Here is a 395-nt window from a genome sequence, read left to right on the forward strand (position 1 = left end):
TCACCTACCAGTTGTGTTGCTTAAGGGCTGGTCCCCGTTCGCTCGCCGCTACTAGGGGAATCTCGGTTGATTTCTTTTCCTCGGGGTACTTAGATGTTTCAGTTCCCCCGGTTCGCCTCTCATGTCTATATATTCAACATGAGATACCCAAGTTACCTTGGGTGGGTTTCCCCATTCAGAGATGTCCGGGTCGCAGGTCGTTTGCCACCTCGCCGAACCTTATCGCAGGCTTCCACGTCTTTCATCGCCTCTGACTGCCTAGGCATCCACCGTATGCGCTTCATCGCTTGACCATATAACCCCAAAGGGTCTGTCAATCGATGATGTCACGACAATTGCCGGATACGCTTGAAACGTATCTTACTTTGTCAGCATGATATACATTGTTAAAGAGC

1 rRNA gene is annotated in these 395 nt (G+C 50.1%); it reads right to left on the bottom strand.

What is annotated here, in order from left to right:
* Window positions 1-293 (bottom strand): 23S ribosomal RNA (locus C6W88_RS21270); the annotation flags it as partial.
* Window positions 294-395: the final 102 nt, after the last annotated feature.

The organism is Halomonas litopenaei (assembly GCF_003045775.1).
GTDB lineage: Bacteria > Pseudomonadota > Gammaproteobacteria > Pseudomonadales > Halomonadaceae > Halomonas > Halomonas litopenaei.